At 43.5% G+C, this 24,012-nt stretch carries 25 protein-coding genes; 3 read left to right on the top strand and 22 right to left on the bottom strand.

The window, feature by feature from the left end:
• Positions 1–328: 328 nt before the first annotated feature.
• From BLS23_RS08525 to BLS23_RS08480, 9 genes are all read right to left on the bottom strand, one after another.
• Entirely contained in the window at positions 329–946 is a 618-nt protein-coding gene (locus BLS23_RS08525) for an SMI1/KNR4 family protein (RefSeq protein ID WP_341845042.1), read from the bottom strand.
• Positions 947–1,358: 412 nt separating this feature from the next.
• The gene (locus BLS23_RS08520) at positions 1,359–2,015 is read right to left on the bottom strand and encodes a Type 1 glutamine amidotransferase-like domain-containing protein (RefSeq protein ID WP_089652129.1); all 657 of its coding nucleotides are present in this window, start codon (positions 2,013–2,015) and stop codon (positions 1,359–1,361) included.
• Between the two features lie 692 nt (positions 2,016–2,707).
• Entirely contained in the window at positions 2,708–3,133 is a 426-nt protein-coding gene (locus BLS23_RS08510; RefSeq protein WP_089652128.1) for a YhfM domain-containing protein, read from the bottom strand.
• A gap of 215 nt (positions 3,134–3,348) precedes the next feature.
• The gene (locus BLS23_RS08505) at positions 3,349–3,924 is read right to left on the bottom strand and encodes a histidine phosphatase family protein (RefSeq protein WP_089652127.1); all 576 of its coding nucleotides are present in this window, start codon (positions 3,922–3,924) and stop codon (positions 3,349–3,351) included.
• A gap of 328 nt (positions 3,925–4,252) precedes the next feature.
• Positions 4,253–4,543, bottom strand: a complete 291-nt coding sequence (locus BLS23_RS08500; protein ID WP_244157135.1) for a hypothetical protein — start codon at positions 4,541–4,543, stop codon at positions 4,253–4,255.
• A 348-nt stretch (positions 4,544–4,891) separates the two neighbouring features.
• Positions 4,892–6,046, bottom strand: a complete 1,155-nt coding sequence (locus tag BLS23_RS08495; RefSeq protein ID WP_341845040.1) for a saccharopine dehydrogenase family protein — start codon at positions 6,044–6,046, stop codon at positions 4,892–4,894.
• Positions 6,047–6,064: 18 nt separating this feature from the next.
• A complete protein-coding gene (locus BLS23_RS08490; RefSeq protein WP_089652125.1) occupies positions 6,065–7,561 on the bottom strand; it encodes an aldehyde dehydrogenase family protein in 1,497 nt (498 codons plus the stop codon).
• A complete protein-coding gene (locus BLS23_RS08485) occupies positions 7,558–9,204 on the bottom strand; it encodes a thiamine pyrophosphate-dependent enzyme (protein WP_089652124.1) in 1,647 nt (548 codons plus the stop codon). The genes BLS23_RS08490 and BLS23_RS08485 overlap by 4 nt, the downstream gene beginning before the upstream one ends.
• Positions 9,205–9,209: 5 nt before the next feature.
• A complete protein-coding gene (locus tag BLS23_RS08480; protein ID WP_089652123.1) occupies positions 9,210–10,379 on the bottom strand; it encodes an aminotransferase class I/II-fold pyridoxal phosphate-dependent enzyme in 1,170 nt (389 codons plus the stop codon).
• 235 nt (positions 10,380–10,614) lie between these two features.
• Between BLS23_RS08480 and BLS23_RS08475 the strand changes: the two genes are divergently transcribed.
• Together BLS23_RS08475 and BLS23_RS08470 are read left to right on the top strand one after the other, a co-directional pair.
• Entirely contained in the window at positions 10,615–11,802 is a 1,188-nt protein-coding gene (locus BLS23_RS08475; RefSeq protein WP_089652266.1) for a CaiB/BaiF CoA transferase family protein, read from the top strand.
• Between the two features lie 12 nt (positions 11,803–11,814).
• Positions 11,815–13,002, top strand: coding sequence for an acyl-CoA dehydrogenase family protein (locus BLS23_RS08470; protein WP_089652122.1), 1,188 nt, complete (start codon positions 11,815–11,817; stop codon positions 13,000–13,002).
• 92 nt (positions 13,003–13,094) lie between these two features.
• Here BLS23_RS08470 and BLS23_RS08465 read toward each other — a convergent pair whose 3' ends face one another.
• The gene (locus BLS23_RS08465; protein WP_089652121.1) at positions 13,095–13,673 is read right to left on the bottom strand and encodes a hypothetical protein; all 579 of its coding nucleotides are present in this window, start codon (positions 13,671–13,673) and stop codon (positions 13,095–13,097) included.
• A gap of 283 nt (positions 13,674–13,956) precedes the next feature.
• Between BLS23_RS08465 and BLS23_RS08460 the strand changes: the two genes are divergently transcribed.
• Positions 13,957–14,160 carry a hypothetical protein gene (locus tag BLS23_RS08460; protein ID WP_089652120.1) on the top strand — a complete coding sequence of 68 codons (204 nt, stop codon included), beginning with the start codon at positions 13,957–13,959 and terminating at the stop codon, positions 14,158–14,160.
• Positions 14,161–14,178: 18 nt separating this feature from the next.
• Here BLS23_RS08460 and uvsE read toward each other — a convergent pair whose 3' ends face one another.
• The 12 genes from uvsE to BLS23_RS08400 form a co-directional block, all read right to left on the bottom strand.
• Complete coding sequence (uvsE, locus tag BLS23_RS08455; RefSeq protein WP_089652119.1) at positions 14,179–15,147, bottom strand: UV DNA damage repair endonuclease UvsE; 969 nt, start codon at positions 15,145–15,147, stop codon at positions 14,179–14,181.
• A gap of 476 nt (positions 15,148–15,623) precedes the next feature.
• On the bottom strand, positions 15,624–16,262 hold the full coding sequence (locus tag BLS23_RS08450; protein ID WP_089652118.1) for a class D sortase: 639 nt from the start codon (positions 16,260–16,262) through the stop codon (positions 15,624–15,626).
• Between the two features lie 57 nt (positions 16,263–16,319).
• Positions 16,320–17,228: a DUF6612 family protein gene (locus BLS23_RS08445; protein ID WP_089652117.1), complete on the bottom strand. Its 909-nt coding sequence runs from the start codon at positions 17,226–17,228 to the stop codon at positions 16,320–16,322.
• Positions 17,229–17,457: 229 nt separating this feature from the next.
• Positions 17,458–18,360, bottom strand: coding sequence for an ABC transporter substrate-binding protein (locus BLS23_RS08440; RefSeq protein WP_089652116.1), 903 nt, complete (start codon positions 18,358–18,360; stop codon positions 17,458–17,460).
• Between the two features lie 16 nt (positions 18,361–18,376).
• Complete coding sequence (locus BLS23_RS08435) at positions 18,377–19,129, bottom strand: ABC transporter permease (RefSeq protein WP_089652115.1); 753 nt, start codon at positions 19,127–19,129, stop codon at positions 18,377–18,379.
• 13 nt (positions 19,130–19,142) lie between these two features.
• The gene (locus tag BLS23_RS08430) at positions 19,143–20,114 is read right to left on the bottom strand and encodes an ABC transporter ATP-binding protein (protein ID WP_089652114.1); all 972 of its coding nucleotides are present in this window, start codon (positions 20,112–20,114) and stop codon (positions 19,143–19,145) included.
• A 17-nt stretch (positions 20,115–20,131) separates the two neighbouring features.
• Complete coding sequence (locus BLS23_RS08425) at positions 20,132–20,782, bottom strand: ABC transporter permease (RefSeq protein WP_089652113.1); 651 nt, start codon at positions 20,780–20,782, stop codon at positions 20,132–20,134.
• 187 nt (positions 20,783–20,969) lie between these two features.
• A complete protein-coding gene (locus BLS23_RS08420) occupies positions 20,970–21,650 on the bottom strand; it encodes a DUF421 domain-containing protein (RefSeq protein WP_089652112.1) in 681 nt (226 codons plus the stop codon).
• Positions 21,651–21,783: 133 nt separating this feature from the next.
• A complete protein-coding gene (locus BLS23_RS08415; RefSeq protein ID WP_089652111.1) occupies positions 21,784–22,047 on the bottom strand; it encodes a hypothetical protein in 264 nt (87 codons plus the stop codon).
• A gap of 11 nt (positions 22,048–22,058) precedes the next feature.
• Positions 22,059–22,508: an NUDIX hydrolase gene (locus BLS23_RS08410; protein ID WP_089652110.1), complete on the bottom strand. Its 450-nt coding sequence runs from the start codon at positions 22,506–22,508 to the stop codon at positions 22,059–22,061.
• Positions 22,509–22,736: 228 nt separating this feature from the next.
• A complete protein-coding gene (locus tag BLS23_RS08405; RefSeq protein WP_089652109.1) occupies positions 22,737–23,021 on the bottom strand; it encodes a hypothetical protein in 285 nt (94 codons plus the stop codon).
• A 63-nt stretch (positions 23,022–23,084) separates the two neighbouring features.
• Positions 23,085–23,921, bottom strand: a complete 837-nt coding sequence (locus BLS23_RS08400) for an alpha/beta fold hydrolase (protein WP_089652108.1) — start codon at positions 23,919–23,921, stop codon at positions 23,085–23,087.
• Positions 23,922–24,012: the final 91 nt, after the last annotated feature.

The following is a 24,012-nucleotide window of genomic DNA, read 5'->3' as shown; positions in this document are numbered from 1 at the left end:
TCCTTTTTAATCTTAAATGTTTTTGAAGTCTGTTTCATTACATATCTAAAAAGCAAAAAATTAATGATTTTGGATTTTTTTCAGATGACCTGGCCAGTAAGTTGCTGAAGGTATTTTAAAGTGGCTGCATTTACTTGAAAGACATTTTTTTCATTTACTGTACTTAAGATAAAATCTTACAGGTAAACATTTTTCCTTCTTACCAATCCTAAAACATATAAGAGAAACCGCATTCAGAGAGACTTTTCTCCCTGAATGCGGGGTATATACTCTATGCCCCTATCTTAACAATCGTCCCCGTTTACATAAGACTCAGTTTCAAGATAATCTATAGGTCATACTGTTCTTTTACTTCCTTCATCTCCCTCCTTATATCTTTGCTTTTATCCCTAGACAAATTGTTTATAATCCCGTTAAGAATTTTCAAAGAAGGCTCTGGAGATTCATAAAGGAAATATTCTGTTTTAACTCCTATGACACTTGCCACTGCTTCCCTAACTAATAAACTTGAATGCTCAGTAAGTTGCAATAGCTTGGCTAAATACCACTCAATATCTTCCGTGTCCTGATAGCTAAGAAGCACCTCTTCTATCAGAAATTCCTCTTGACCTAAAAATATTGTTTCAGCTTCTTCCTTCGACCAACTGTCTTTCTCATATTCTTGGCTCAATTCTTTATAAGTAAGTTTTTTCAGAAACTCTTCAAAGCTGGCAGCTACTTTTATTACTTCTTTACTATCTGCTTCAATATATATGACATGGGGTGGTTCAGAGGAATAATCTAAAACAAACCAAGCGTTTCCTTCTCCATTAAAGACTAAAATATTTTGAAGAAGGTCCCACTCCTTAATCAAATATGGACTGTCTAATAACCCAGGATGGCAAATTCCATAAATGTGGTTAATTTCTAAGTAAACGTCCTCTTCTGGAAAGCCACTTGCATGAATTGAGTTATATTTAATAATTCCGCCGTTTTAATTTTGTAGTATCCTCTTATAGCTAAGTGGCAACTTAAGGTTAAGATTTCTCTCATAAGCATTAATTGTTTGTTCATCAATATCCTCTAATTTATAAGGATCAGCATCATAATGTGTAACCCAAATATCCAACTAATTTATACCTCCTCAAATAGTACAAACTTAATAACCAGCTAATAACCGAGCTTTCTCAATGACGATTTCCTTTATTGAGGAATTGCCCCCGTTTTTATAAAACTTGATTCCGAGATACTCTTATACTTTCAACCTACTCAGTTGCCGTAGCATATGTAGTACATTTGCGTGTTTTCCTTCACTAAATGCAAAAATAGAGATCTGCTAAAAGAAATTAATACAAATAATCTTTAGCCATTCATCTTAACTAGAGCGTCTTATCCAATTTCTGAATTTTTGATTTAGAAATTAAATATACATTGCCAATAATGTCAATTTTGTCCCCCTTTATACGAACAGCGCAATCTTTGTTCGATGCATAAATATTTATTTCTTCTGACAAGGGAGACAGTTCTCTTTGAACAAGCTCCATGTTATTTTCAAGATCAAAATGAGATAAGACGGAAAACTCGTCAAGGCCGATTCCTTCGTAAACAGAGCTTACTTCAACTTCATCTCCGAAGTTTTTCGAGCATAACCATTTAGCGGACATGTTGATTGCACCAGCACTTGCCCCCATCACAACTGCTCTGCTTTTTTTAATCCAATCCGATAATTCATATTCCATCAAAAAATCATTTTGTTTAAGAATATTTCCACCCAATAAGAAAATAACTGAAGCATTGTGAATTAACCTTTGGGCATCTTCCTTCTGGACGCGATAATTAATTAAATGATATTCATCAAACATAATGCCAGCCTGATCAAGCCACGACCGTTCAGTAGCACCATCATCTTCATACAGAGATGGATTTGAGCTAATCATAACAATTGATTTTCTATCTGTTATGTCCTCCTGTAAAACCCTTTCTAGATTCTCTGGAAAAAAGTTTCTAAACCAACCTAAATAATAGTGAATTTTCATAAGTACCCCCGTAGAAAAATGTAAATAATAATTTCCTTAGTTACTCATCCTGTTTTCTTGTAACAGCCACAATATTCTCAATGTTGCCTCAGAAAGCAATAATAGGCGCCTTCTGTATTTCGTGAAAGCCCCTGTTACTTGAAGACTCGAATTCGAGATGTATTGAAGCAAATCTTTCACTTTTCCTTATTACAATAAAAATTTAGAAGCTAAATAGATAAATAACAAAAATGGAGATGTAAATTACATCAATAACAGCCAGGTACAAGGGATTTTACCGCGCAGTAAATAAATGAACCATCTTCGAAAGAAGTTAAATATCAATACAATAATAAGTAAGGACATAGATTTGGTGTCGACTTCCAACTCTTCATCAGAGGAAATATCGCTAAGTCCTTTTTTGATATTTTTAAAATCCCTTAAGTAATCAAGGTTAATTATCAATGCAATTAGGGAGTACGTAAGAATATAAAAATTTTCATTACCTCTAATAATCTCCCACAAAGATAAACACCTCTCTTTCAATTTTCATTGCACTAATTTGCCATGCCAGCTAAATACCACACCATAGTCCCTAAAGCTTATGTATTTAGAGCGTCCGTATTAAGCAAACGCCCCCGTTTATGTAAGACTTGAATTCGAGATATCTTGAAGTAGATCTTAAACTACCTCAACTGTTTGTTGAATAAGGTTTATTGAATATCAATTATGCTTTTTAGCACTTTTGTATCTTCTGAAGAAACATTGAATCCATTCTTTTCGTGTCCAATATGCATAACTATACTTTCTTCCCCTTCGTTTCCAAGCACAAGATGTAATCCATGAGTTTCCCCATTTTCATAACGAACTAATATGTCGTAGTCAGGTTTTTCGTTATTCACATCAACCTTCCTATTTACTCTTTTTGCATTTTTTAAAATACCATTAAAAGTCGATATATCTTTTGATTGGTTAATGGAAACAGAATAATTTTCATTTAATCCCCCATAACCATTAGATTTGGAAATTGAAATATCAGATACACTATCTAATAAAGTACTCTCTTCCATATGAGACTGACAAGCAATTAAGGTAATACTACAAAAAGCTAAATGAAATAACAGTAACAACTTCTTCACATCAAACTTCCTCCTACTAGTCTGGTTTGCGAAATAAAAACAGTTCTTTTTTAAACTTAATACAATGAGCGATAGCCAATGTGCAGCTAAAACCCCCGTTAGTTATACATGAAGTTCAACTTAATAATTGCATATTATTTAAATGAAGTGACAATTTATTAGACCATTAATACGTCTGATCTTATTTCACAGTAACTGCTCATTCTTTTTGTGATTTAAACTTTCCCCCATATTCTTTCAACATTCACCAATTGCTGTTCGTTGAATTCCATTCTATAAATATCAGGTTTGGACGTACTATGTAAAAAATCCAAGTCATAAGTGCTGTCGAAATACCTCATCATCAGGGTCATAACAGCACCGTGGGTACCTATCACTATTTCCTTTTCTCTATAAGTGTCTAATAGTTCTTTTAAAACTTTTATTGATCTTTTTTGACAATCAGCATTTGATTCTCCTCCTTCGAAAAAATAATTCGTATCTAGAAACGACTCTTCCAATATTGGTCGTAGTTCCGAATCAGTTAATCTTCTGTCTTTAGATGAAAAATTCCTCTCTCGTAAATCCTCAAAAACTAAAACTTCCTGCCCTATCTGTTTTGCTATCTCTTTAACAGTAGAAATTGAACGTATGTATGGACTTGAAACAACTACGTCAATTCTTTCATCTTTCTTCAAAATATCAGTTACTCGTTGAGCATCCATATAACCTTTTTCTGTCAAACCTCTTGTTCTTTCATTTCCCTCTTTCGGCGATTCACCATGCCTCACCATATAAACCACTGTACTCAATATATCTCCCCACCCATATGCTACTCATATTTTCTTCTTCAACTCTAATGTTACTTAACAATCTTTTATTACGTATACGATACTAATCAAATTTAGTTTCAAATCTAAAATTATTTCGAAACTGAGTCTTCCACAAACCTGCCCTTTAGTGGAAGACTCAGTTTCGAGATAAATTAAATAACCAGTAACATTTTCCCCTCTTTAGAAGAGAACGTTACTGGTTTCAACTTTTCCATAATAAATGGAAAGGTCCTCTTTGTTTTTATGCTGCAATTGTTGAAAAATCAGGGTTTTGTCCTTAGCATGTCATGCTGTGCACTTCCTTCCATTAAGAACGGAATTGCTTCGCATGCTCCTTGGCAAAATTGATGATCTTATTATAGGTTTTCTGTTCAAAATCCTTTTTGGATGGAATGTGTAACGTAGCATTGTCTTCATCAATGATTTTGATTCGTGCGCCTCCCCTGACATAAAGGGTGACGTACAAAAATGGCTCTCTCATCCCTAATGCTACCCGTAATTCTTTCGGAAAGTCTGCCGTTATGATGATACGATCTTCCACTTGCTTCAAGCTTAACTGACTATGAAACTTCAAATGTTCGATCCCTTTTATATGCAAATATACCGCACTCCCCGTTTTTCATTATACATACCTAATCATACGTTCTTTTAAACCCATTATCTGTCGTTTGTTGCTTTTTTCACAAAGCTTTAACAAACCGTCCAGCTTACACCTAGGATAACCGTTTTCATTCGTTAGTTCCTAAACTACATGTAAAAATTTCTACATCCATGTGAAACACTGAGCATCAAACCCGGCACGAGGCGCTCGTGTGTGGGTACCGGGTACGGCAAAGTTATTTTTCGTACCCGGTACCCAACAAACAGGAAACTGTACCTGGAACCACAAAGAGAGGAACCACAAAAACAAAAAAGACCAGACAAATGTCCGGCCTTCTCCAAAAACCTACGCCTGTTCTCTTATCACAACCCCACGCCTCATCATTTCATCAATATAAACATCACCTGGGACGATCGTTTCCGGTGGGCATACCCCTCGTTTCGTAATCGTTCCTCCGCCGATCAATTGTGCGACGACAGAGATGGTGTTGGCTGTTGCGCGGGCCATCGCTGTGACGTTGGTCGCCCTGTCTTTATAGGTGACCATTTCATATTCACATGTTTTCCGCACCCCCGCTTTCTCTCCGCCGACGATGACGCGGAGCAGGACAGCATCGTCTTTATCCTTCAGCTCAAGAAGAGGATCGATGCTCTTCAGCAGCACTTCCCTCGTCTTGATTTCCGTTCCTCGGATATTTACGACTTGATTCGCTCCGGTCAGGTTGAGATCAACGAGCAGCTTCATTTTCTCTGCATGTCCGGGATAACGGATCGTCTTGTATTCCAGACTATCAATGTGCGGGTACGATTTCAGCAGCGTCGACGTCCCGCCGGAGGTATGAAAAGCCTCAAGTGGACCGAATCGTTCAAAATAGATGTTTTCAATTTCCGTCAATGACTCGACTTCACGTAGTTTTCCATCTCTGATAATTGTAGAAGGATCGGAGTAATGGTCCAGCAATCCTTCCATAGAAAAGACGTGATTGTACTCAAGTGGCGGATCCGGCCTTACCGGAATGCCGCCCACAAACAGGCGGATCGATTCAAGTTTATCCAGTTTCCCTGCACCGTATCCTGACAAAATGTTGATCATGCCGGGAGCGACACCGAGATCCGGGATGACCGTGACTCCTGCTGCTTTCGCCTGTTCATCGAGCTCTAACACTTTATCGGTAATGTGACCGATGTGTCCGCCCAAATCGACGGAATGGACCCCGACTTCAATCGCTGTTTTCGCGACGATTTCATTGAAAGAGTAGAAAAGGGCATTGATGACGACATCATATTGTTGGATGAACTCAGCAAGTTCGGTCTGGTTTCCGGCATCCACTTTGAATCCCTGTATTTTTGAAGAGTTCAATGAATCAGAGACGCGCTGTGAACGGTCGAGGTCGATGTCTGCGAGACCGACTTTCTCGACCCCCGAACTGTGGACGAGATCGCGCGCGGCTTCTTTTCCCATCAATCCAGACCCTAGAACAGCTACTTTCATAGTCCGCACTCCTTTTTCTCTATAAAATTACTCGACATCGATTTGTGCACGCTGCAGTTTCCCACTGAAATCGACGTACACGGCTTTCCATTCGGTGAACACATCAAGGGCAGCCACTCCAGAATCTCTGTGGCCATTTCCGGTCCCCTTCGTACCGCCGAAAGGAAGGTGAATTTCAGCCCCTGTCGTCCCTGCATTCACATATACGATGCCTGTATCTAAATCCCGCTGAGCGGCGAATACTTGGTTCACGTTCTGTGTGAAAATCGAACTCGACAAGCCGAATTCCACACTATTGTTGATTTCAACAGCTTCCTCAAAACTTTTCACAGGGATCAAGGAAACGACCGGACCGAAAATTTCTTCCTGGGCGATGCGCATGTCCGGTTTCACATCCGTAAACAAAGTCGGAGCGAAGTAATTTCCCTTTTTGTGATTCCCGTTTTCCATGATATAACCGCCGGTCAGAAGTTTGGCTCCTTCTTCTTTGCCGATGCTGATATAGCTTTTCACTTTTTCAAGACCCGCACGATTGATGATCGGACCGACTTTGATCGATTCATCCAGTCCGTTTCCGATTGAAAGTTTGGCGATTTCCTTCTGAAGGCGTTCTTCCAGTTCATCTTTGACCTTTTCGTGGACCATGACACGGCTGCAGGCGGTGCAGCGCTGGCCACTCGTTCCATAGGCACTCCAAAGAATACCTTCGACGGCGAGAGACAAGTCAGCATCATCCATGACGATTACGCCGTTCTTTCCACCCATTTCGAGTGAAACTTTTTTCAGGCGTTGGCCGCATTTACCTGCAATACCGCGACCGACTTCATTCGATCCTGTAAAAGAAATGACGCGGATATCTTCTTGCTCGATCATTGCTTCTCCAACCGTGGAACCTGAGCCGAACACGACATTGATGACCCCTTTTGGCAACCCGGCTTCTTCAAAAATTTTCGCCAGTTCATACGCCATGATCGGGGTTTCTGTTGCGGGCTTCCAAACGACAGCGTTTCCGGCAACGATCGCAGGGAAAGACTTCCATGTCGCAATCGCAATCGGAAAATTCCACGGAGTGATGATGCCGACGACGCCGACCGGTGCGCGGACGCTCATCGCAAATTTATCCTTCAGCTCTGAAGGTGTCGTCTGCCCGAATAATCGGCGCCCTTCCCCTGCCATATAGAAAGCCATGTCGATGCCTTCCTGTACTTCACCACGCGCTTCTTCAATGACTTTCCCGTTTTCCATCGTCAAAAGCTGCGAGAGTCTTTCTTTACGTTCTTTCATGATCAAACCGACGCGGTACAACACTTCTGCTCTTTGCGGTGCTGGAACGAGGGCCCAGGTTTTCTGCGCTTTTTTTGCGGCACTTGTCGCTTCCTCCACATCAGAAGCCGCCGATAACGGGACGTTTACCAACGTTTCAGATGTCGCCGGATTAATGACGGCTGTCGCCTTGCCAGAAGAAGGCTCCACCCATTTTCCATCAATGAAATTCTTTAACTGCTCCTCATGAATCAATGTCACTTTGATTCTCCCCCTTTTTTTCTTAATTGAGTGATCGTTTTTGATAATGATATTCGTTCAGGATCTGTTTCCACTTCAATCACCACAGGCTTGTCCAAAACCAGCGACTGATCCAGAGCATGTCTGAACTCTTCTGCCGTTTTCACATGAAAACCTGCAGCACCTAGGTTCTCTGCCACTTTCCAAAAAGCGACTTCCCCTAAATCCGTACCGATGACTTCGCCCGGATAATGGATTTCCTGATGCATGCGGATCGTTCCGTACATGCGGTTGTTGAAAACGATGCTAATGACCGGAATGTCATATCGGACCGCCGTCTCTAGCTCCTGCAGAGTCATCATGAAACCACCATCGCCAGATAGAGAGACGACACTCTTATCAGGATTCGCAAGTTTCGCTCCCAACGCTGCCGGCATACCGTACCCCATCGCCCCTGAAGTTGGTCCTATATATCGATGTTTCTTAAATTGAAAATACGTGTGCAGCCAGCCGGCGAAGTTTCCAGCATCATTCGTCAAAATACTGTCTTCCGGCAGGTTTTCCTGAAGAAGTGAAATCACTTCCCCGTTCAATGTTTTGCGACCTTCTGTCACGAGCGTCGCCTCGTAGGCTTTCCGTCTCGCGCTTGTCCATGAAGTCAAATCTCTTCCGTAGGCGGCATCAGCTAAAGCTTCCAGCATTTCGTTGGCATCCGCTACGATACCCACATCCGGAGGGTAGACTTTGCCAAGGACGCTGTCATCGATATCACAGTGGATCAGCGTCTGCCCTTTGAAGAGCGAATAGTCCTGTGTCGTCACTTCAGAAAGTCTTGTCCCGACAGCGAGCACCGTATCCGCTTTAGCTACCGTCTCGAGAATGTTCGGATGGATTCCCAAACCTAGGTGTCCGCAATAGTGGATATCATCGTTCGGAAAAACATCATGACGTCTGAATGCACTCACAATCGGCGCGCCCCATTTATAAGCGAGCCTTTTCAAAGCCATTTCTGCACCCGCAAGCTTCACTCCCCCACCTGCTAAAATCAGCGGACGCTCAGCTAAACGGAGACGGTCGACCACCTCGATGACTTCTTGATCCGAAGGCTTTGGTGCCGGCCTTTTTATTACAGGACCGAATGACATGAGTGCTTCTTTTTTCAAAACATCTTCGGGCAGAGCAATGACGACAGGCCCCGGTCTTCCTGACATGGCGATCCTGATCGCCCGTTGGATGAGTTCCGGCGTCCGGGGCGGTTCACGGATTTCAGCCACCCATTTAGCGATCGGTCGGAAGAAAGCTTCAAGATCGACTTCCTGGAAGCCTTCACGTCCACTGAAGTTCGTGTGCACCTGCCCGAGGAGGACGACCATGGGTGTGGAGTCCTGGTACGCCGTATGAACACCGATCGCAAGGTTGCCCGCACCGACGCCCCTCGTCGCCATCACAACACCCGGGGTGCCGCTCGCTTTGGCGTACCCTTCCGCCATGAAAGCGGCACCGCCTTCGTGTCTGGCCGAAATGAGCTCAATGTCCGGTTCTTTCAAAATGGCATCCATCACGGGAAGATAGCTCTCCCCTGGGACACAAAACACTTTGGAGATGCCTTGTCTTTGAAGACAGGATACGATGGCTTCCGCGCTCGTCATATGACGTTCGTCCATGGAATTCAGCCTCCTTTCATCGCTTTTTTCATACGGATCGAAGCTTCATGCAGCCGCTCGATCGGAACAGAAAGGCTCATCCGGAAATAGCCCTCTCCTTTTTGACCGAAGGCTGTTCCAGGAGTCAAGATGATGCCAGCTTCGTCGAGCATTTTTTCAGAGAATCCTTGAGACGTATATCCTTCAGGAACTTCAGCCCAAATGAAAAAAGTACCCTTCGGTTTTTCAGCGTGGATATTCATTCCGTTGAAAGCATTCATCATAAGATCGAGCCGCTGTTCGTAGGTGCGGTTTTTCGCTCTGACCGATGAAAAATCACTTCGCAACGCTGTGACACCTGCTAATTGAATCGGTAAAAACTGACTTGTATCCATATTGCTCTTGTACACGCTGAGCGAGCGGATCAATTCTTTATTGCCGACGATGTAGCCAAGCCGCCAGCCAGACATGTTGAACGTTTTTGACAGCGAACCAAATTCGACGCCTATTTCTTTCGCCCCCGGCACCTGCAGTAGACTAGGAGCTTTGTAATCTCCAAAAGTCACTAGATCATATGCGGCATCATGGATGAGTGAGAGTTTATGTTCTTTAGCAAAGCGGACGGCTTCCTCGAACGTGTCTAATTCGACTGTTCCGCCTGTCGGATTGTTCGGATAGTTGAGCAGCATCATTTTCGACCTGGAAACATCCCTTGGAGAGATTTGATCAAAAAGTGGTGCATAGCTGTTTTCCTCATCGAGCGGAAAGCGGACCGTGACGCCATGGGCAAGGTGGATCCCCGATTGATAGACCGGATAGCCCGGATCCGGAGCAAGTACCCCGTCACCCGGGTCGAGGACGGCACTGATCAAATGGGCGATGCCCTCTTTCGATCCGATCAGTGTCAGGACTTCCGTCTCTGGGTCCACATCCACGTCATAGTGAGATCTATAGAAATCCGCAACGGCTTCTCTGAACTCCCGGCAGCCGCCGTACGGGGAATATTTGTGATTCTTCGGTTTGCGCACTTCTTCTGTCAAACGATCGATGATGAATGGCGGGGTCGGCAAATCCGGGGCCCCGATGCCAAGATCGATGACATCGACCCCTTGAGCGGTCAACGCGAGTTTCTTTTTATGAAAAATCGAAAACAGATAAGGTGGCAGGCTTCGCACCTGCTTCGAGCTTTGGATCATAGAAAGACCCCCTTCAAACGTTCTGGTTGTCCCATCGCTCTATCCTATTAATTCATTTCTCATTCTATGATACAAAGTTTCCAGGTCATCTTTTCCAAATCGCTGCATATAGTGTGATATAGCCCGTCAAGGACAACTCCCCTATCTGAATTGATCCGTGTTTCCCAAGCCAGTTGGATTCATACGTCGTATGGGTTCTTCTGGCTTTTTCTATCGTGAAAGGGTGTGATGAGTGGTGACCGCCGCATTGGAAGGCATCCGCGTCCTCGATTTGACCCGGGTTCTCGCGGGACCTTATTGTTCGATGATCCTCGGAGATCTCGGAGCTGACATCATTAAAGTCGAAGCCCCCGGGGGCAGTGACGAAACCCGTACGTGGGGACCTCCCTTCAAAGAAGGGATGAGTGCCTATTATTTATGTGCCAACCGGAATAAGAAGAGCTTGACGCTGGATTTGAAATCTCCTGAAGGAAAAGAAGTGATGGAAAAACTCGTTAAAGATAGTGATGTCGTCATCAACAATTTCAAGACAGGAACGATGGAGCGGCTCGGATTCGGGTATGACCATTTGAAAGAGATTAACCCACAAATCGTGTTCTGCTCGATTACGGGTTTCGGAGAGACAGGCCCTTACCAGCACCTTCCCGGCTATGACTTCATCATTCAGGCGATGAGCGGCTTGATGAGCATTACGGGGGATGACCAGTCCGGTCCGCAGAAACTTGGTGTGGCGATCACGGATATCCTCACAGGGCTGTATGCCTGTATCGGAATTCAAACAGCTCTCTTAGAACGGGAACGATCCGGAAAAGGTCAGAAAATCGATCTATCTCTATATGATTCTGCCGTCAGTTCCCTCATCAACATCGGGAGCAATTTTTTAATGACCGGAAAAGTACCTGAGCGGCTCGGAAATCATCACGCCAACATCGTGCCATACCAAACGTTCCGCTCCCTTGACGGTGAAATGGTCATCGCTGTCGGGAATGACCGTCAATTCGCTCAACTATGCGCGATCGTCGGACAACCTTCGCTTGCTGCGGATCCTCTATTTTCTACGAATGCAGGAAGGGTGGAAAACAGAGCAGAACTCTCGAGGATTTTACAGGAGCTGCTTTTAAAAGAAGATACCGCTTACTGGCAAAGCCGGTGTCAGGAAAAACAAATCCCCTTCGGCCCGATTCAATCGCTCGAAGAGGTTTGTAAAGATGAGCAGCTGAAAGCCCGCGAAATGTTCCTCACCTGCAAACATCCAAAAGCAGGTGATGTTGGAATGATCGGCAGTCCATTGAAATTATCCCGCACGCCGGTAGATTACAAGCAGCACCCACCGGAGGCAGGTGAACATACAGAAGAAATCCTTACGAGACTCGGGTATGACAAAACTACGATCCAAGAATGGAAAAAGGATCACAAGGTTTAAGGAGTGAACGAAATGAACTTTGATTTCAGTGATGAGCAAGTGATGTTAAGGAAAGCGGTCCGAAGTTTCGTCGACCATGAAATCATGCCCTATATCGGAGAATGGGACGCGAAAGGACACTTCGATCAGCAGACGTTGAAGAAGCTTGCGGAGCTTGGGCTTATGGGTGTGTGCATTCCTGAAACTTATGGCGGGAGTGGAATGGATTACAATTCCCTTGCGATTGTTTGTGAAGAACTCGAACGTGGAGACACCGCTTTCCGGACAGCCGTTTCCGTCCATACCGGCTTGAACAGCATGACACTCCTTCAGTGGGCGACAGAATCACAGAAGCAGAAATACTTAGTTCCGCAGGCGAAAGGAGAAAAAATCGGAGCTTTCGGCCTGACGGAACCTGCGGCCGGATCTGACGTTGCGGCATTGCAGACGACCGCGACACTCGACGGTGATCATTATGTCTTGAACGGACAGAAAACATGGATTTCCCTATGTGATGTGGCCGATCACTTTTTAGTATTTGCTTATACGGATAAAAGCAAGAAACACCACGGCATCTCCTGTTTTATTGTTGAAAGAACTTATGAAGGATTCTCATCGAAAGCGACGAAAGGAAAGCTGGGGATCCGTGCAGGTAACACGGGCGAGTTGTTTTTTGACGGGATGAAGGTACCGAAAGAAAACCTGCTCGGAAACGAAGGAGACGGCTTCAAGATCGCCATGTCAGCCCTGGATAGCGGACGGTTCACGGTGGCTGCAGGAGCCTGCGGGCAGATCATGGCTTGTCTTGAAGCGAGTGTGGACTATTGTCAAGAAAGAGAAACGTTTGGAAAAGAAATCGGTAAACACCAGCTCGTCCAGCAGATGATTGCGAAAATGGAAGCAGGCCTCCACATGAGCCGCCTCCTCGTGTACCGGGCAGGTGCGTTGAAAAACAAAGGCGTGAGAAACACGAGGGAAACCTCACTAGCTAAATGGCAGGCGTGTGATTTTGCCAATCAGGCGGCAGACGATGCTGTGCAGATTCACGGCGCGTATGGGTATTCCAATGAATATCCGGTCGAGCGTTATTTAAGGAATTCCAAAGCTCCTGTCATCTATGAAGGAACTCGTGAGATCCACACGATTATGCAGGCGGAATATGTGCTCGGTTATAGGAAAGATAAACCGCTTAGTCAAATGCTTCCGGCTTGGGAAGGGTAAGTCTCACTAAAAAAACAAACGTGCGTATATCAACGCACGTTTGTTTTGCTTGTTGTTGTATCGTTCTCTATCGTGTATGAATTAAATTCGAGCTATTGACTTTCTCTCACATAGAGTAACCCTTTTTTATCGAGTTTCGACTCAATCTCGTTAGCTAATGGAACATCTCTTCCAATCATAAATTTCCAATCTTGTTCCTTCAGAAACGCTTCTCTTTCCCTTATTTCCCTTACTTCTATTAAGTCTTCCACAGACCTTTTCACTGGTTCCGCCGTACTCTTTGCTAACTGATTTCGATAATGCCTTCGAAAATCTTTCTCTGTACATTCATTGACCTTTATAAAATGTTTCTTTAAATTTCGCATGACAAAGTTATTTTTCTTACTTCTATGTCCAACATGGTGAATATGCTTTAAATCATGGCAGGACCTGCACAAAGACTGTATATCTTTTAGAATCAGCAGGAACTTTTCTTCGTCATATTCCCAGACTTCATGCGCATGCAGTTTCTCTTCATCATGAAAGCCACATATTCGGCATTTAAAATCGCTTTTCTTAAGGACATGGTACCGTACAGAATTCCATAAGGAACGAGGAATTGAATCCCTTACCGTTTTATTCTGCGCATAAGAAGGCTTTCGGATCTCTATGGTTAACCTAAAATCAGACATAGCAACCTCCCTTAGAACCTAGTTGATAAATTCCGATACAATAACCATTCCTTTCCATTATACCATGCTGAATCTATGACACCATGTCCGGCAACCCGTTCTCTATAACCGTATTCTCTTAGATGGAATGAGCATTCTACACTCTTACTCCCATAAAAAAATGCCCCACCTCCTACCAAGCGCATACTCAGTAGAAGTGGGGCATCTTTCCTTTCTGTCCACATTTAATTTGGAGCATTTTATGTAGCCTTCTGCATAAATGTTTAAGAAGGAGGCGATGCGTGTGGGAGATTTAATTCCTTTTCCTAAAAAAGAACCTGCAGAAGTCATCGTTCTGACGCCAGAAGAAAGACAGGAATTCGCTCATCTGACTTATGAACTGATGAAAGAAGACAGACTCATCCCTTTTCTAAGAATCAAACGTCGTCTGAAAAAATTGATCAAAAGAGGCCTTGAACGTGCGAAACAAGGAGATTTTCATAAGTGAGCCTGCTCCAATAGATACCTAATCTTTCCAAATAAACGAACTGTCATCCTGCATCTCTACGTTCGGGTGCTGCTTCAGCTCTTCTACAAGACGGAACAGGGCTTCATCTTTTTGTTTCGCTTCAATCATGCAATCGATTTGCTCTGTTGAGCCATTCGTTTTCTTTACAAATTCAAGAAACATATCAAGCTCGACGAAATCGGCATGACTTTTAAAGTCCTTTTCGCTCTTGGGGCTTGAAATATGCATTTTCACAGGATGGGGGGAATGGCTCCACGTACCGACAACCCGCGGCCAGTGTTCTTCCCAGTTCTCTCCCTCATTGTTCGCATAATGATGGTGGAGGTCAAAGACAAGCGGAATGTTCAATTTTTCACAGACATAAAGACCATCTGCTAACGTGTAGGACGTATCATCATTTTCAATCATTACAGTTTTTTGAATGCCGGATGGGACCATTGCCCAATTTTCGATGAACCGCTCCAGCGACTTTTCTTTGTCCTTATACCTTCCTCCAAGGTGGAAAACACATCGATGAGTCGGATCAAGTCCCATATGATGGAGGAGCAGATAATGATATTTGAGCACTCCCATCGAGGTCTTAAAAATTCCTTGAGTCGGAGAATTGATGACCACAAAGTGATCGGGGTGAAAATCCAACCTCATTTTGTTTTCTTTCGCAAAAGCACCTAATTCTGCAAGTTCTTCCTTGATCGGATTCAAATAATCCCATCCTTGCAACTCTTCATGCGTAGCAAGGGGGACAAGTCGGGAACTCAGTCTGAAAAAATGAATATCATGAGCTTTATTATGTTTTAATAACCGTAGACAGTTGTGAAGGTTTGATTTCGCAATCCGTTCCAGCTTCCGCTTGGCTGCCTCAACATCACGAATTTCGGAAAATCGTTTGTAGGTCATCGTTTGAGATGGTGAAGCGTTCTGCAGATTCACACTCATCGCTACATAACCGAGCCGGTACAACGTCATCGTTTCCACCTACTCCCTGTTTTCCCTTAGTTTGCACAAAAAGCACTTCCTTATGTAGAAACTCCTTTTTCCAACTCTCTCATCCACGTATCATTTTTCAGTCGGTGCCAGAGTAAAATCGCATCTGTCCTATAAGAATGATGACAAGATAAAGATTCAATTAAATGATAAGGAGATACACAACCCCATAACTAACAGAGGCAAAAAAACAAACAACATGATCCACAATTTCACATTCCGCTCATCAGAAAAAAAGCTTTTTCTTGTGAAATATACGTAAACAATCAACCCTAGAATTCCTACTAAAAGAAATAAAGCAGACATTCACAGACCCTCTTTCTTCACCAGTAGTATAAAAGGTTTTATGCCCTTTGACATTTAAAGGGTGGGGATTCACCAGTAAAAGAGCCTGGATCCGTGCCTGTGCAGGATTCAGTAAGAACAGAGGAGCCAAAGTTCTTCCGTTCAACACTGTTTCATTCTATTTCCTGCACATCGACTAACCTTGACTGTACAATAAACCTTTCCGGGGCACTTCCTATGAAATCGAAAGGGTAACATGTAGTAAGTGTAAGAGTCGGGTCCTCGTGGTCGACGATGACGGATCGATCGTCTTCGTCCGTGACCCAGGTTTTCTCAACTTCATACTTGTACCGTTTTCCCTCATATTCATAAAAAAGCGGTGCTCCTTTCTCAATTTCCCCAAGCTGTGTAAAAACGGTCTCCCGGTGACCGCTAAGGACCGTATGACGCTTTTCATCAGGTGTCGTCGTCCATTTACTAATGAACATTCCGACCCCTTGATGAAGCGACTGTTCATCCGTGCCCCAATAGGTGGAATAGCCTTTATTCAAAAGTGGAATAATCAATCGCCCCACTTTCTCCCCATTGTCAAACTTATGTAGTTCATTTGAATATCTAGGTTGTTTCGGTTTGTCATGATTTTTCACCACCACTTGAGGCGGTTCCTCTCCCTGATCATGGGATTCCCATTCATTTATTTCCTCTTCTGTCACCTTTTCAACAGCCTGGGTGGAGTCCCACCATTGAAATGTGAAGTAAGCGGCACAAGAAAACCCTATAACGACAAGCATGAACAGAACTTTATTTAGCATAATGGCCTCCTTGTCAATTGAAGGATGAAAGAGCCAGGCCTAAGCCCAGCTCTTATTTTATTGTACAGATCTTTTTCTCATGAATAAAACACTTCCAGCAAACAGCACCAGTGTTGCGCCAAGTAATGCATACATTGAATGCGGGCTTGCTGTATCAGGAAGTTCGCCTCCGATTGCATCTTCAATCGGTTGAGCCTTATCCAACACTTCTTGAGGGATTTCGATTTCTCCGACGCCATTAAAATTATCCAATGTCATTTCTGTCTCTTGAGTGACAGGCATCGGCGGTCCTTCTTCCGTTTCTATTTCCATTTCCAATTGAACGTGGGTGGACGTTAAATAGTGGTTCTCTTTGTCTATCGTCATTTTATAGGTCACGTCATTGATTGTGATTTTATCAAGCAGTTCTTCACCCAATTCCTTTAGACCACTTTCACCTTCACTAGAACCCATTCCCTGCTGAAGCATCTTCATCGACATTTCCAAAAGCTGCTCTCCATCTCCTTCATATTGAAGAACATAGGAACCATCACTTTCTTCCACACTCATATCCTTGGCTAGAGGTAGCGCCTGCGCCATTTGACCTTCAGCAAGCATCGACATCATCATTTCCTGGCTGGAGTCATCGGATAGCTGAACCCAGCCTTGCCCTGAAAGTTCACTATAGTACCCTTCTTCTGTAAAATAAGACTCCGTCGTCTCACCCGCCAATTCTGTCTTCAAATAAAAGGCGAAGGGATCCATAGTAACATCGGCCATGGTTTTTGTTTCCATTCCCTCTCCTTCATTCATCATCGGCATTTTCGATTTTGATACTTGTTTCATAGAATAGCTATCCAGATTCTTCATCGCTTCATTCGATTTCTTCAACACTTCCTCTGCCGACATGTCCGCCGCGAATACTTGAAGCGGAAACAGGAACAACACCAAAAGACTCAAAAACAGCAGGTTACACTTTTTTAACATCCAAACACTCCCGAATTGTATTCGGTAAAAAAAGAGGCTGGTTTATGTAGAGACAGAAGCTGACTTGTACATCCCACTATTTTCCACCTAGGCTTCTATAACCTTTCTCCTACAAAAATAAACACATTTTTCCAAATTACATCAAAGGATTTGTGAAACTTTACAATAAAAGAAATAAGTTTCCCATACAAAAAAAACAGACAACGCATCGTTGTCTGCTTTCTTCCCATTATTCTCCACTCAAGTAACCATTCTCGCTTAGGAACGTCTCAGCCACTTCTCTCACCGAACGTTCCTCAACATCTACTTGATAGTTCAATTTACGCATCGTTTCACTATCGAGTTCTGTCAAAGGTGCAAGGATTTCTTCAATTTCTGATTTGTTTTCGTGCGTTTCGTTCGTCATGACAAGAGCGGCATTATAAGAAGGGAAAAAGCTCTTATCATCTTCCAAGTTCATCAAGTCCAATTCTTCGATACGGCTGTCTGTAGAGAAACCGACAGCGACATCCACTTCATCATTGGCAATGGCATCGTACTGCAAACCGTATGTCATTTCTGAAACGTTTTCGTCCCCGAATTCAAATCCGTAAAGTTCTTCGACGCCTGGGAGACCGTCTTCACGCTCAGCGAACTCTGCATCCGTACCGAATTTCAATTCTCCTGGATTTTCATTGATGTATGTGGCGAGGTCACTGATGGACTGAATGCCCAACTCTTCTGCCTGATCTTGCTGCATGACGAGTGTATAGGTATTGTTGACATCAGATAGGTTCGTCCAATAAACGTCGTTACGTTCCATGTCCATTTTTTTCACAGTTTCAAAGGCTTCCTGCTTATCTGCAATCGGCTCTTCTCCTAAGTACGTGACAAGACCTGTCCCTGTGTAATCCCAAGAGACGTCAACCTGCCCATTTGTCAGCGCCTGACGTAAAGCTGAGCTTCCTAGATTACTTTTTTCTTCAACGGTATATCCATTGTCTTCAAGCATGATGGTAGACATTTGAGCAAGTAGGAATTGCTCTGTGAAGTTCTTCGCACCTACTGTCACTTTTTTCTCATCTCCACCACAAGCTGTCAAAACGAATGCACTTAGAATGAGTGCGGTCACAACGATCCATAATTTTTTCATATAATATTCCTCCTGATTAAACAGATTCCATTGCTGATTTACGTGCTAAGCGAATTCCTTTTGGAACGAGCAAGTACTCGATACCTCTGAACAATAGGTCAACTAAGACGGCGAGCAGCGTTACAGGGACAGCTCCACTGATCAGTGTCTGGTTATCGAACAATTGGATTCCTGTAAAAATCCAGACACCTAGACCGCCGCCACCGATCAAATAAGCGAGAGCGGCCGTACCTATGTTCAAGACGACGGCCGTACGGATGCCTGCAATGATGGATGAAGCGGCCGCCGGCAATTCGATTTTGAATAAAACCTGTGCCGGTGTCAGCCCCATCCCTTTGGCTGCATCCTTCATTTCCGGACGGACGGAATCAAGTCCGGCAATCGTGTTTTGCAGAATCGGCAATAATGAATAAATATAAAGCGCCACGATGGCAGCTTTCAGTCCAATTCCTAAGAAACCCATAGCAAGGGCAAGAACGGCCAGACTCGGAATCGTCTGGCCCAAGTTGGCAATGTTTACGATGAGCCATTCTGAGCGACGGAACGAAGGTCGTGTAATCAATATTCCGAGCGGCACGGATGTCAAAATCGCAAGCCCTGCGGAAATGGATACGAGCTCCAAGTGTCTGCCAAGCAGCTCCATGAACTTGCCGGGCTCTTCGAAAATTTTGCCGAACATGTTCTCACTGATCGCCCAAAAGAAGAAGGCGATGACGAGGGTCCAAAGGATGAGCCGGATGACATAGGATGTCACTTTTTTTGCGTTCATCTTTTTTCCTCCTTTATGCGCCTTTCACTTCTTGGTGCAGAAATTTCTCAATCAAATCGAAAGTCAGGCTCCCTTTCGCCTGCCCCTGGCGGTCGACGATCACCAATTGATCCGCTTCCTGATTGAGCAGCATGCTGATCGCAATCCTAAGGGAAGTATCAATGGAAATCTCTTTCGTATCCGTAATCGTGTCTTCCTTATTTTTCAGTCCGAAAGTCGTGACAAGATCTTCTACGCTGTAAAGGGACATGCTGCGAAGAACACGATCTTTCCCTACGAAGTCGGATACGAAATCATTATTTGGACGGATCAACAGCTCAGATGGACGATCGAATTGCTGCACCTTTCCGTCACGAAGAAGCGCGATTTTATCCCCCATACGAACCGCTTCATCAATGTCATGACTGACGAATAAAATCGTCTTCTTCACTTCTTTCTGAATCGCTAAAAATTCGTCCTGGACTTTTTCACGGATGATCGGATCCAGAGCTCCGAATGGTTCGTCCATAAGCATGACTGGTGGGTCGGCAGCCATCGCACGGGCGACACCTACACGCTGCTGCTGACCACCGGAGAGTTCATGAGGAAATCGTTTGCGGTAATCATCAGGGTTCAGACCAACAAGGTCCATTAAGTAATTGAAGCGATCTTTTTTCTTTTTCCGGTCCCAGCCGAGCAGATCAGGAACGATCATCGTATTGTCTTCAATCGTCATGTTTGGAAACAGACCATTGCTTTGAATGACATAGCCTGTATTCCGGCGCATTTTGATTTTGTCCATCTCTCGTACATTCTGACCTTGAATTTTAATATCTCCTTGGGAAATCGACTCCAACTGGTTGACCATTCGAAGCAATGTCGTTTTTCCACAACCGGAAGGCCCAAGCAGGATGACGAATTCTCCGTCCTCCACGGTCATCGAAATGTCATCGATGGCTTTTACATCGCCACCGTAAATTTTCGTTACATCATTGAATTCAATCATACGTCCACCTCTTTCTTTTATTTGATTCCTTTTGGCGTAATCCGCGCTTGAATAAATTTAAGTATGAAATCAGCGACTAAGGCGAGTAACGATACGAAAACCGCACCAGCCAACACCATGTTGCTATTCCCACGGCTGATTCCGGAGTTGATCAATACCCCTAGGCCACCAGAGCCGATAAAGGCTGCAATGGCACCAATCCCAATATTCAAAACCGTAGCTGTTCGTACACCAGCCATGATCAATGGCAGAGCGTTCGGGATTTCGACCTTCGTCAAACGTTGGAATGTCGTCATTCCGATTCCCTTCGCTGCATCTCTGATATTCGGGTCTACGTTTTGAATGGCTGTATATGTGTTTCTGATAATCGGCAATTGGGAATATAAGACTAAAGCGATCAACGCCGGTAAAAATCCTATCCCTTGTCCGATCATAGAAAGGACAGGAATCATGATCCCAAAAAGAGCGATACTCGGAATCGTGATGATGATGGATGCCACTTGCAAAATGGTTTCTGCCAAATACTTATTCGTTGTCAGATAAATTCCTAGTGGAACACCAATCAAAATCGCGATGACGATTGCAATTCCTACGAGCTGCAAGTGTTCCAACGTATAGGAAAAAATGGTTCCCCACTCTCGTTGGACATAATTTAAAAAATCGGTCATATGTGATGAGCACCTCCTAAATCTATGACGTTTCATCAGTCATTCTTTAGCAAACGCTATCTATGTTACACATAAAAAAGTTTATACACAAATAAAACTTTGTACAGAATAACCTGTACAAAGTTCAATAAAACGCTTTCACCATATGGTAAACTCCATATTTCGACGTATTTCTCCAATTTTCTACCTATTCCGTTTTTTCGACAAATAAAGTCCCGTCATGATTGACTTGTGCAACGAGGACATCTTTCAGATTTGACACTCCATACGACTGCAATCGATCCAGCAACCAGGCTTCACTGTAACCACTGGCATTCAACTGTTTCTGTAGAATTTTCCCCTGCACCATAACCACATGCGAATACGAAACAGGAGCGGTTTCGAGCTTCATATCACGGGTGGTAACAGGAGAAGCATCTGACTTTCTTAAAACGCTTACCGTTCCGTCCGTTTCCAAAATCGCTGTCTGTACATCACTGAACTGGAACACCCCCGCTTTCCTTAATTCAGCAATCAGTTCGTCGACGTTAAAACGAACTTTTTTCATATTTGTTATAAGAATTTTCCCATTGTCCATTAATAGAGTGGGCTGGCTGTTCACAAGTTTTCTTATCGTCAAACTCTTGAGTGTAAGATAGTCGATGAGAAGCACAAGGGCAGCGAAGGTAAGTAATCCAAGAGCCCCTTTTGAGAGCGTAACATTATCGGAAAGGAAAGTCGTTGCTGTCATTGATCCAAGCGTGATGCCAGCGATAAAGTCGAAAAGCGTCATTTGTGAAATCAGCTTTTTGCTTAGAATCCTTGCTAAAACATACAATAGAATAAAAACGGTGACTCCTGTTCCAACGAACTCCAACCACTCATCCATAAGCTCCCGCCTCCTCTCCTCTTATTATTTCTTTTCCAGTCACATTTATGTTGAAATGGAAAACTTAATTGAAACGCTTCCGCTGTACCAATAAAAAAACAGTAACCCTTGAATGGTTACTGCTCTCTATGACTCAGCCTTCTCTTGGCTCAGGCAAATATTTTGTGAAAAATGCTCCTGTGATAAAGCAAATACCAAGGATGAACCAGGTGATCATGCCACCAAACTCAAATAGATAGGAAAACAAGGCCACTAATGGTGCCACAACAAAAGCCCCTGGCGTCACATAACTCTTCCATCCATAATCTTTTTTTAACTTTTTCCTCTTCGTATAGATCACATAAATATATCCTGCTACTAAGACTGCCGTTATGGTCAGCATGAAAAATTCCAGCATCGAATCCCCCGTCACTCATGTTTTTTCAAAAATGGTTGTAGATAATCACGATATTCCTTCGTTAAACCGGCGGGGAGTTGGTTCATAGAAAAGAAAGTGACTTCACGAGATTCATCCCCATCAACTTCTACTTTCCCTTCGTAATCATCCGCCCTATAGACCGCCGTAACTGAGTACAATTCATCCCCATTGGAAACTTTAAAGAAGTAGTCCTCACCTGAAAAGATATCCAAGAGCCTAAGTTCACCTAACTGGAGACCTGTTTCTTCTTTCACTTCACGCCGCGCTGTTTCCTCCAAACTTTCTCCGAGTTCCATTAAACCACCAGGAAGTCCCCACCCGCCGTCCTTGCGGTGTTGAAGAAGAATTTTCCGCTGTTCATTCTCGATGATCACGACAGCCCCGGGCAGAATTAACGGTCTTGTTCCGACTTCTTTTCTGAGCTCTTTGACATAATTCATCTAAATTCCCTCTCCTTAATGAATCATTCTAATCTAGGTCCAGCCCCCCTACTAATTAGGAAGTCTTGATTTCGTTACTTTCCAACTCCCCCTATATCGTTTCATTATTCAAAGCGAATCATCGTTTATGTAGATTTGCCCCACCCAATATATAAACTGGGCCATATTGTACATAATCATCTTTTCGAAGGGTAGAGAATGGTGATATGATCCCCTCTCCCTTTTCGTTCATGGAATCAATAACGCGCCGAGCACGAAGACACCTGCAATGTAAAAACCGATCAGCGACCCCCAGGATAATGGTTTTCTCATGAAATCAACGACTTTCCGTAACCACCGGAACAAGGCATACATCACCAGAAACAAGATGCTGTAGCCAATAAAGCTCCAGCCCTCACCGATGAGGATGACCATCGTGTTATGAAAAAGGGTGAACAAAAGCATGAACAAAAGAAACCATAGTTCTTTGAACTTCGTAAAGTCACTTTTTCTCTGTTGTTTTTCCTGCTGCATCAGTAATCTCCTTCCTTGTTAAAACGCTGTCATCATGAGTAACTTTACCACTTCCAGTTTATGCTAGTCAAAGTGGGCTTTGATTACTTGTTTAAACTTCTGCCCCTCTTCCAGATGAGGGTAGTGATTGCTTTGAAGGAACCTGTGAAGAACAGCACCTGAGATTCCTTCGGCGATTTCCTCAGAATAAGTAGGCGGGCATTGAACATCATATGAACCGGATATGACTATCGTTTTTGCAGTTATGAGAGCTAGCTTCCTCGTCACATCAAAGGTGTGAAGCTCCCGTGCAAAGAAGTTCATCCGGACGGCTGACATCTTCTTTTCAATCGATGTATGAAAATAGTGGTCATAATTTTGAGGATTCCATAAAGAAAGCTTTGTCCGTTCGACCGTTAATTCCTTTCTTTCTTCATCAGACAGGTCCTGCTTTTTTAACTGCTCGATCAGTGATTGCATCCTATCGAATTTCGGGTGCGACTCATTATAGATGCAATCCTTTGAAAAAGTCATATACTCCCGCGCCGCGGCATTCGCAATGACTAGTGTATCAAGGCTTTCCGAAATATAGATCCCGTAAACGACGGCAAGCATTCCTCCCGTAGAATGACCGGCAAAATTCCAACATTCATACCCTAACTCTATCCGGATGGCTTCAAGGTCAAGGACGCTCTCAAGCATTGTCAGTTCATGAGGGGATGATACCTTCTCAGACCTGCCACACTCTTTCAAATTGATTAAATAGACCTTGTGAGTCTCCACGAAAGCTTCTGCAAAATAATCTCCCGTTTCGTTGAACTCTGAATATAAATGGGTGACAGCAAGCGGGGAACCTTGTCCTTTTTCAAAAACTTCGAAGGTACCGCGGCTTGTTTCTACCATTGTTCGTTTCCAAGTCATTTTCCTATCCCTCCCCGACTTTACAAGTACCTTTACGATACCATACATGTAAGCGTTTCATTTTTTGATGGAATGCTTTTTTTGACCGATT

It is taken from the genome of Halobacillus aidingensis (genome assembly GCF_900104185.1).
GTDB classification, from domain to species: Bacteria; Bacillota; Bacilli; order Bacillales; family Halobacillaceae; genus Halobacillus; species Halobacillus aidingensis.
This window is presented reverse-complemented; position numbering and strand designations above follow the sequence as displayed.

Coding starts and splice junctions, on each gene's coding strand:
- BLS23_RS08520 (WP_089652129.1), bottom strand. CDS start 2,015: ATGAAAATTCACTATTATTTAGGTTGGTTTAGAAACTTTTTTCCAGAG.
- BLS23_RS08485 (WP_089652124.1), bottom strand. CDS start 9,204: ATGGACGAACGTCATATGACGAGCGCGGAAGCCATCGTATCCTGTCTT.
- BLS23_RS08480 (WP_089652123.1), bottom strand. CDS start 10,379: ATGATCCAAAGCTCGAAGCAGGTGCGAAGCCTGCCACCTTATCTGTTT.
- BLS23_RS08470 (WP_089652122.1), top strand. CDS start 11,815: ATGAACTTTGATTTCAGTGATGAGCAAGTGATGTTAAGGAAAGCGGTC.
- BLS23_RS08465 (WP_089652121.1), bottom strand. CDS start 13,673: ATGTCTGATTTTAGGTTAACCATAGAGATCCGAAAGCCTTCTTATGCG.
- uvsE (WP_089652119.1), bottom strand. CDS start 15,147: ATGACGTTGTACCGGCTCGGTTATGTAGCGATGAGTGTGAATCTGCAG.
- BLS23_RS08450 (WP_089652118.1), bottom strand. CDS start 16,262: ATGCTAAATAAAGTTCTGTTCATGCTTGTCGTTATAGGGTTTTCTTGT.
- BLS23_RS08445 (WP_089652117.1), bottom strand. CDS start 17,228: ATGTTAAAAAAGTGTAACCTGCTGTTTTTGAGTCTTTTGGTGTTGTTC.
- BLS23_RS08440 (WP_089652116.1), bottom strand. CDS start 18,360: ATGAAAAAATTATGGATCGTTGTGACCGCACTCATTCTAAGTGCATTC.
- BLS23_RS08435 (WP_089652115.1), bottom strand. CDS start 19,129: ATGAACGCAAAAAAAGTGACATCCTATGTCATCCGGCTCATCCTTTGG.
- BLS23_RS08430 (WP_089652114.1), bottom strand. CDS start 20,114: ATGATTGAATTCAATGATGTAACGAAAATTTACGGTGGCGATGTAAAA.
- BLS23_RS08425 (WP_089652113.1), bottom strand. CDS start 20,782: ATGACCGATTTTTTAAATTATGTCCAACGAGAGTGGGGAACCATTTTT.
- BLS23_RS08420 (WP_089652112.1), bottom strand. CDS start 21,650: ATGGATGAGTGGTTGGAGTTCGTTGGAACAGGAGTCACCGTTTTTATT.
- BLS23_RS08415 (WP_089652111.1), bottom strand. CDS start 22,047: ATGCTGGAATTTTTCATGCTGACCATAACGGCAGTCTTAGTAGCAGGA.
- BLS23_RS08410 (WP_089652110.1), bottom strand. CDS start 22,508: ATGAATTATGTCAAAGAGCTCAGAAAAGAAGTCGGAACAAGACCGTTA.
- BLS23_RS08405 (WP_089652109.1), bottom strand. CDS start 23,021: ATGCAGCAGGAAAAACAACAGAGAAAAAGTGACTTTACGAAGTTCAAA.
- BLS23_RS08400 (WP_089652108.1), bottom strand. CDS start 23,921: ATGACTTGGAAACGAACAATGGTAGAAACAAGCCGCGGTACCTTCGAA.